This window comes from Rhodococcus sp. (in: high G+C Gram-positive bacteria), from assembly GCF_049591685.1.
In the GTDB taxonomy this organism is placed as follows: Bacteria; Actinomycetota; Actinomycetes; order Mycobacteriales; family Mycobacteriaceae; genus Rhodococcoides.
The window spans coordinates 1-5359 of the sequence record NZ_JBAWFH010000285.1; the positions used below are offsets into that span (position 1 = coordinate 1).

The window sequence follows — 5359 nt, forward strand, 5'->3', positions numbered from 1 at the left end:
ATGCTCGGGGAACGTACCGGCCATGCCCTTCCAGAAACAGGTCGTGGCAGCGGACGTGATCGTGATGCCGCGCTCCTGCTCCTGCTCCATCCAGTCCATGGTGGCTGCGCCATCGTGAACTTCACCGATCTTGTACGAGATACCGGTGTAGAAGAGGATGCGTTCGGTAGTGGTGGTTTTACCAGCATCGATGTGGGCCATGATGCCGATGTTGCGGACCTTGTTGAGGTCGGTCAGCACGTCCTGTGCCACGGAATTCATCCCGCCTTGTAAGTCGAAGAAGTGGGACTGGTCAGGCCGCGAATGGTGATCGAGGCCGGTCCAGGTACTCGGTACAACGCCGGAAGGGTGCGGATAGTTTCGGCCACACCCTCCCGACAGACAGTCACCAGCGGTAGTGCGCGAATGCCTTGTTGGCTTCTGCCATCTTGTGGGTGTCCTCGCGGCGCTTCACAGCGGCACCGAGGCCGTTGCTGGCGTCGAGCAACTCGTTGGCCAGACGCTCGACCATGGTCTTCTCACGACGAGCACGCGAGAAGGTGACCAGCCAGCGCAGTGCCAGCGTGGTGGAGCGACCGGGGCGAACCTCGACGGGCACCTGGTAGGTGGCGCCACCGACACGACGGCTGCGAACCTCGAGGGCCGGCTTGACGTTGTCGAGTGCACGCTTGAGCGTGACGACGGGGTCGGTGCCGGTCTTTTCGCGAGCCTGCTCGAGAGCCTGGTAGACGATGCGCTCGGCGGTGGACTTCTTGCCGTCCATGAGGATCTTGTTGACGAGCTGCGTGACCAACGGGGATCCGTAGACCGGGTCGTTGATCAGCGGCCGCTTGGGTGCTGGGCCCTTGCGTGGCATATCAGCTCTTCTCCTTCTTGGCGCCGTAGCGGCTGCGAGCCTGCTTGCGGTTCTTTACACCCTGGGTGTCGAGCGAGCCGCGGATGATCTTGTAACGCACACCCGGGAGGTCCTTCACACGACCACCGCGAACGAGCACCATGGAGTGCTCCTGCAGGTTGTGGCCTTCACCGGGGATGTAGGCAGTGACCTCTACGGCGCTGGTCAAGCGCACGCGCGCGACCTTACGCAGAGCAGAGTTCGGCTTCTTCGGAGTGGTGGTGTACACGCGAGTGCACACGCCGCGGCGCTGAGGACTGCCCTTGAGGGCAGCGGTCTTCAGCTTCCGCACCTTGTCGGTGCGACCCTTGCGGACCAGCTGGTTGATAGTTGGCATGAACCGGCTTTCTTCGTGTCACGAGTCTCTTTATCGACAGAGACTCAGGGATCTAGCAGTTGGAGCAAGAGAACACTGCTCCTCACCCGGTACTGGTCGTACATCAATACTGCAGGTGCTCCAGTACTGCTACCGCGGGTCTCTTGCACCCCGCGGTCGGGTGTGTCGCATACCCCCACACGGCAGCCGCATTGCACGCTCTCGATGAAACATGAGCACGGCTGTACCTCGTATAGGCACACAGACGGTCCGGTCAGCCCGGACACGACCCATAACGATACCCGGCGGCGCGGCCTCGGGTCAAAACGCCCCCGGTTGTGTTATCGGCCGAGCGGTTATCGGCTGATATCGAGTGTCAGGTCCATCAGCGTGGTCGCGGCCGCACAGGGATCCGGGGCTCCCGAACCCGGCAGATATTGCACCCACCAGCCGACCACCCCAGCATCCGGGGAACCGGCTGCGACGCCGCACGATGCGGGGTCGTCGGGTATCCGGCTGCGAATTGCCTTGCGTCCCTGGACCGTCGTGTCCTCCACGGTGTACATCGACTTCTCGTTCGCCTCCCGCTCCGCGTCCAGCGAACCGTTTTCGAACCAGTTGAACGTGACCTTCACGATGCCGTTGGGGCCGGCGACGTCCCAGCGGCAGATGGCTCCGAAGAACCCCCGTTCGATGGCGTCGCCGCCGACCGTTTCGGCGATCTGGTCGTCGGTCACCGCGTCGCATTCGGTGAGCAGGTTCGTGAACTCCGTGTCGGTACCGGCGTCGAAGGTCGCGGCGGTCGGCGTTCCTTCGACGGTGGTGCTGCAGCCTGCCGACACCAGCGCAACCGCCACCGTGGGAACGATCCAAATCCGCGACCTCACCTGGCTCACCTGGCTCACCTGGCTCACTGGGCTCACTGCGCACGCTCCACGGTGAGTTCGGCGAGTCCGTGGGCGACGTCGCACGGATCGGCCGTGGGAGCTCGATCGCCATAGGTAACCGACCAGTGCACGAAATCCTTCCCGAACTCGACACCCACCTCGCACAGATAGCCGTCGGTGGAGGCCGAGAAGCCGGGATGCCCGTCGATCTCGATGTCCTCGGCGGGCCTGCCGATCAACTCCGAACCCGAGCGCTCTCTGTCGATCGGGCTGCCGCGGTACCAGGAGAAGCTGACGGACGGACCGGTGAAGCCGGAGACTTCCCACTCGCAGCCGACGGAGTTTCGAGTGACCATCGTGAATGTGGGCACGGCGAACTTCGTTCGGACTTCTTCGTCGTCGACCGACCCGCACTGACCGAAGAAGGGGCCCGCGGCCGCGGCCGCGGAGGAATCCGCGTCCTGCTGCCCGGCGTTCTCGCCCGATCCGCAGGCGGTGAGCAGGCCGAACAGCGTCACTCCCGACAACAACGCCGCCCCCACCAGCCTCGTCGTCCGCATGAAACCGAGCGTAGTGCAGGCGGGCTCACGCGCTGTCGACACGCCGACCCTGCACATACACCGCGGTGATTGCCTGCTCGCGCATCGCCATCAGCAGCGCGAACAGTGTCTGATCCCGGGCCGTGTCGGGGTGCTCCGAACGGAACCCGCGCCCGAGAAGTCCCGCCAATGGTGGCCAGGCCGACGGCTGCACGACGATGAAGTCGGCCTCCTTGCCCCGGTCGAGGTTGCCGATGCGGTTGTCCATGTCGAGGGCACGTGCGCCCGCGAGGGTGCCGGTGAACAGCAGCTCGGCCGGATGCAGCGACACACTGCCGCACCCCGGTTCGGAAATGTGCACCTTGTAGGCGTCGCCGAGCACTCTCGTCAGCAGAAACTCGTCGCCGCCGCCGTAATCGGAGCCGATGGCGACGTTCACGCCTGCCGCGACGGTTCGCTTCCACGGCATCGTGCCCGAACCGAGGAACTGCTGCGACGTCGGACAGTGGGCGATCGACGTCCCGGTCTCGGCCATCCGAGCGAGTTCGACGTCCTGGCAGTGCACCGCGTGGGCGAGGATCGTGCGCTTGCCGAGGAAACTGTGGCCGCCGACCTCGGACCCCGGAAGGAACCTGCCGTCGTACGTGTCCAGGTAGTTCTCGACTCCGTACGCCTCCTTGGTGGTGACGATTTCGCCGGTGCCCGGGCGGTCGTTCTCGTTGAGGTGACTGTGAAAGTACACCCCGCGCTCGCGCACCGACTCGTACAGCTCACCGAGGTTCTTCAGTGTCTCTGTGGTCACCGACAGGGAAAAGCGCGGAACCACCGCGACGTGCAGCAGCGCGGTGTCGACGTCACCGGTGTCCGCGGCATGCCACTTCTCGATCTCGTCGCGGACGAGGCGGACAGCGTCGTCCTCGGTGGTGATCAATGCCTTGGCCGAGTCGGGTCCCGTGGTCTGAACACCGCGGCCGCTGACGATGCGCAGGCCGCGTCGGAACGTCTCCTGAAACAGCGCATCCTGGGCGTGGGGAAAGGCAGAGCCGAACACCATGGCCTGCGTCGTCCCGGCGGCGATCCGACGGTTACAGAACGCGACCGCGGCATCGGCAGCGAACTGCGGGTCCTCGAACAGCGACTCGGACGGGAAAATGCACTCGTTGAGCCACTCGAGAAGCTGACCGCCGCCGTACGCGTCGCCGGCGAACGTCTGCGGGAAGTGAACGTGTGTGTCCACGAAACCGGGCAGCAGGAACGCTGGCCGATGATCGACGACCTGGCCGTCACCGCGGTACTCCTCGAACGGACCGCAGTAGGAGATGCGCCCGTCCTCTTCGACGACGAGCGCGCCGTCCGGAAGAGACACGAGCGCGTCCGCGGCACCGGTCACCGTGGGCGCCCCGGCGATATGAAAGATGTGCCCTCTGTGGATCCGGTTCACCGTCAGAGCGAACCACGACAGCACCGGATCCGCTGACCGGGCGTCAGCCGCCTGCCGCGGCGACTTCCCGATCGGTCAACTTCAGCCCCTGGTCGAGGACACCCGCCCAGGCGCGGACGATCTCGCTGCGCCTGCGCGAATCGTCGCTCAGCACATCGGCGAGGCCCAGGCCCCGGGCGAGGTCGAGCGTGGCTTGCACGAGCCGGTGTGTCTGCGGATCCCTGTCATCGGCACCGAGTTGTTCGACGGCCATCCGGTGCGCGACGCGGCCGAACTTGTCCTCGAGCGGAAGCACTCGGGCGCGCATCTCCGGATCCGCTGCAGCTGCCGTCCACACCTGAAGAGCGGCCTTGAACATCGGACCGGTGTAGTACTCGACGAGCCGTTGGACGACAGCTTCGGTCCGCGCCGGGCCGACCGGCAGATCGGAGGACTCGCGGCGGGCGTCGTCCATCCTCGTGTCGAACATGTAGTCCAGGGCCGCGGTGATCAAGTCTTCCCTGGTCGGGAAGTGATGCTGCGTCGCACCGCGGGACACGCCTGCCTTCTCGGCGACGACACCGACCGTCGTCGCGCCCCAACCCTGCGACGCGAGCGAGAAAATGGTCGCTTCGAGAAGCCGCTGGCGCGTGGCCCTACTACGGTCCTGCTTGGGTTCACGCGCCGTCACCATCGTGTACTACTTCTCCCTGAAATCGATGCTGGGCAAACTTAGGTCACTTCGCAGATTTCGACGCCGCCCAACGGGGCTTGCGCTTCTGCAGAAAGGCCATCATCCCTTCTCGTGCCTCCTCCGATGCAAACAGCCTCGCAGAATGGTCCGACAGGTCGGTTCCGCGAGCGTCGAAATCGGCGAGGATGGACGCCGTCGTCAGACGCTTGGACTCGGCGAGACCCTGCGGCGAGCCCTGCCGCAACGCATCGAGAAGGTCGGCGACGGTCGCGTCCGGGTCGGCGCCGGCCTCACTGATCAGACCGATCGCTTCGGCCTCGTGTGCGCCGAACTTCTCGCCGGTGACGAAGTAGCGACTCGCCGCCCGGGAGTTCATGCGAGGAAGCAGCGTCAAGGACACGATCGACGGCGCCAGCCCGAGACGAGCCTCGGTGAGGGCGAACGTCGACGACGGACCCGCGACGACAATGTCGCACGCCCCCACCAGCCCCATCCCGCCGGCGCGGACATGACCGTCGATCTTTCCGATGACGGGCTTGGGCGTCTCGAGAATCGACCTGAGTACTCCGAGCATCTGTCCGGTGCGACTTTCGACGGTGCCGCCCGCC

General features: G+C 65.3%; 8 protein-coding genes. All 8 read right to left on the reverse strand.

Features of this window, described 5'->3' with window-relative positions:
- The coding region (locus WBQ44_RS11920) for a GTP-binding protein (RefSeq protein ID WP_495566900.1) at positions 1 to 261 on the reverse strand (261 nt) is incomplete at its 3' end.
- 124 nt (positions 262 to 385) lie between these two features.
- Positions 386 to 856, reverse strand: a complete 471-nt coding sequence (gene rpsG, locus WBQ44_RS11925; protein ID WP_072690599.1) for a 30S ribosomal protein S7 — start codon at positions 854 to 856, stop codon at positions 386 to 388.
- Between the two features lies 1 nt (position 857).
- On the reverse strand, positions 858 to 1232 hold the full coding sequence (gene rpsL, locus WBQ44_RS11930) for a 30S ribosomal protein S12 (protein ID WP_072805599.1): 375 nt from the start codon (positions 1230 to 1232) through the stop codon (positions 858 to 860).
- 335 nt (positions 1233 to 1567) lie between these two features.
- The gene (locus WBQ44_RS11935) at positions 1568 to 2086 is read right to left on the reverse strand and encodes a DUF3558 domain-containing protein (protein WP_495566905.1); all 519 of its coding nucleotides are present in this window, start codon (positions 2084 to 2086) and stop codon (positions 1568 to 1570) included.
- A gap of 44 nt (positions 2087 to 2130) precedes the next feature.
- Positions 2131 to 2658: a DUF3558 domain-containing protein gene (locus tag WBQ44_RS11940; RefSeq protein ID WP_495566901.1), complete on the reverse strand. Its 528-nt coding sequence runs from the start codon at positions 2656 to 2658 to the stop codon at positions 2131 to 2133.
- A gap of 25 nt (positions 2659 to 2683) precedes the next feature.
- Complete coding sequence (locus WBQ44_RS11945) at positions 2684 to 4078, reverse strand: amidohydrolase family protein (protein ID WP_495566902.1); 1395 nt, start codon at positions 4076 to 4078, stop codon at positions 2684 to 2686.
- Positions 4079 to 4121: 43 nt separating this feature from the next.
- Entirely contained in the window at positions 4122 to 4751 is a 630-nt protein-coding gene (locus tag WBQ44_RS11950) for a TetR/AcrR family transcriptional regulator (RefSeq protein WP_495566903.1), read from the reverse strand.
- A 43-nt stretch (positions 4752 to 4794) separates the two neighbouring features.
- The coding region (locus tag WBQ44_RS11955; protein ID WP_495566904.1) for an enoyl-CoA hydratase family protein at positions 4795 to 5359 on the reverse strand (565 nt) is incomplete at its 5' end.